This is a genomic window from Colwellia sp. 12G3 (assembly GCF_002836775.1).
Lineage (GTDB): Bacteria > Pseudomonadota > Gammaproteobacteria > Enterobacterales > Alteromonadaceae > Colwellia.
In genome coordinates, this window is sequence record NZ_PJAQ01000044.1 from 1 (window position 1) to 2,165 (window position 2,165).

At 34.6% G+C, this 2,165-nt stretch carries 2 protein-coding genes and 1 pseudogene; all 3 read left to right on the forward strand.

All coding sequences use genetic code 11. From position 1 onward, the window contains the following. A pseudogene (locus CXF71_RS11540) lies at window positions 1–597 on the forward strand (hypothetical protein); the annotation flags it as partial. Window positions 598–730: 133 nt separating this feature from the next. Beyond that, a complete protein-coding gene (locus CXF71_RS21525) occupies window positions 731–1,225 on the forward strand; it encodes a hypothetical protein (RefSeq protein WP_198559875.1) in 495 nt (164 codons plus the stop codon). A gap of 92 nt (window positions 1,226–1,317) precedes the next feature. Beyond that, window positions 1,318–1,698 carry a hypothetical protein gene (locus CXF71_RS11545; protein ID WP_101233110.1) on the forward strand — a complete coding sequence of 127 codons (381 nt, stop codon included), beginning with the start codon at window positions 1,318–1,320 and terminating at the stop codon, window positions 1,696–1,698. Window positions 1,699–2,165 lie beyond the last annotated feature (467 nt).

Consider the following 2,165-nt stretch of genomic DNA (forward strand, 5'->3'; position numbering starts at 1 on the left):
TGCCTCGCTGATTTTAGCCAACAATTTTTAGCCCCTTATTGGGGCGTTATGTTCCAAGGAAGGTTGAGTGTGAATCCAAGTTTTGAAGAATATTCTTTAGATGAATTGGAAGAAGTTCAAGAGCACATAGATAAAGAGTTGTACCCTGAACGGTATAAAACTATTTGCGATCTAATATCTAAAATTAATACTGGAAAACATACTCCTCTACCAAAAGAGGAAATACCAGATTCATTTACTTCAAATGAACCCGTAAGAAATGTGGACTCGAATGGTGTTTATATTCCTAACTCATTAACAAAACGTGAAATTATTGAAAACATCATATTTTCAATTTTACTAATATCCTACGGTGGATATGGGTTTTATAGTGGTGAATTACTTATTCCTATAAGTAAATATGAAAGTACTTATGTTTATGGCGAAGGTATCTTAATCGCAAACCTTGCGTTTCTGTGTGGTTGTTTTCACATGCTCTCTTATGTTGTTGACCACTATGATAAACGTGACAATGAAATTTATTACCATGAGTTTAGAAAATGGATTAAATACTTAGGCATATTTTTATTAGTTGTGGCTTGTATTCTTTCCTTGTAGGGGAAAGTTGGAACATAACAAGCCATTCAAGCAGGACAAATAACAGTTGGCTATTTGCTCCTTCGTCGCTTATTTTAGCCAACTATTATTTGCCTCTTAATGGGGCGTTATAAATCTCAAGGAGTTTCGGAGTATGGATTCAAGTTATAGTGGAATTATTGGCGGTATTATTGCCGTAATATTATGCACAATCGTTTCATCTAAAATCAGCCACAAAACAAAAAATGGTCAATTGAAATTTGGAATGCTGATTTCTGGTTTGTTTTGGGGATGTTTAATTTTCTCCCTAGGTTCGTTATATGTTTTATTGTTTACTGATTATAACCATGAACGTGATTTTTTTGCTTTAATAGGATTAATTGTTGGCTTTGGTATTGGCGCTATATATTCATTTGGTGAAGCATTTAAAGTTCATGGACGCTTTGATGAAACATCAATTGAATTCCATACACCGTGGACTGGTTCAAAAGATGAATTATGGGTTAATTTACAGCAAGTGAAGTTTCACTCGACCCCTAATTGGTATACTTTAACTTTTGAAAGCGGTGCCAAAATAAGGTTGTCTGCATTATTGGGTGGTCATGGTTTAGTTATCGACCACGTTAAGTCATTAGGTCACGATTTATAACAAGTTGCTTAAACGGAAAAATAACAGTTGGCCATCGCTTCGCGATTATAGCCAACCATTATTTTCCGCTTAGCAAGGCGTTATGTAGCAATATGAAATATCTAATAATTGTACTTTTAATTATATCTTTTAATACTTTTTCTTGTACTCAAGATGAGGCAATGGCTGCTGAAGATCTCGCAGGATATGCTGAAACATGGGAATCTTTAGAAAAGGCATTCGTTAAATATAAACATTGTGATGATGGTTCAATTGGGCAAGGATTCTCTGATTCTGTTGCAAAGTTGCTAGCGCATAAATGGGAACAACTTGATTATTTACAAAACAAACCTGAGCTGTATAAATTTGTTTTGTCACACATTGATGAAACTTGGGGTTTAGAGCAAAAACAAGTTTTAGTTAATGCACTTAACAAATGTCCAGTGTTTGCTGATAGTATTTGTAAAGCAGTGGTCAATCTACCAGCTACATAACAAGCTGTTAAATAAGGACAAAATACAGTTGGCTGTTTTCGTTCCTCAACATTTTAGCCAACTATATTTTGCCCATTAACAGGGCGTTAGTTGCCGCAACTAGTTCGAGTAATTTTATTTCTCAACTTGTGGTATTTCACATCAAAGGATTGGTGTTTGTTTCCTTCCTTTGTTGTTTCAATTATCAGTTTTATAAAGTAGCTTTGTGTTTTTGGCTATGCAGTTTTCGCCTAAATTTTGCAGGATTCAATAATTAGCAAAGGTGTAAACGGCTCAAATTCACATTCAGTGGCAAAGTTGCGGTGGGTGTTTTAAAACTCTCACTCCCATTAATTAAATTTAAGTGTGGTTAGTGAGTTAAATGTGTTTAACTATCAACAACTAACAAGGCATTCAAACGGACAAAAACAGTTGGTTGTTTTCACTCCGTTCAACATTTTAACCAACAATTTTTTGCCGCTTAATGT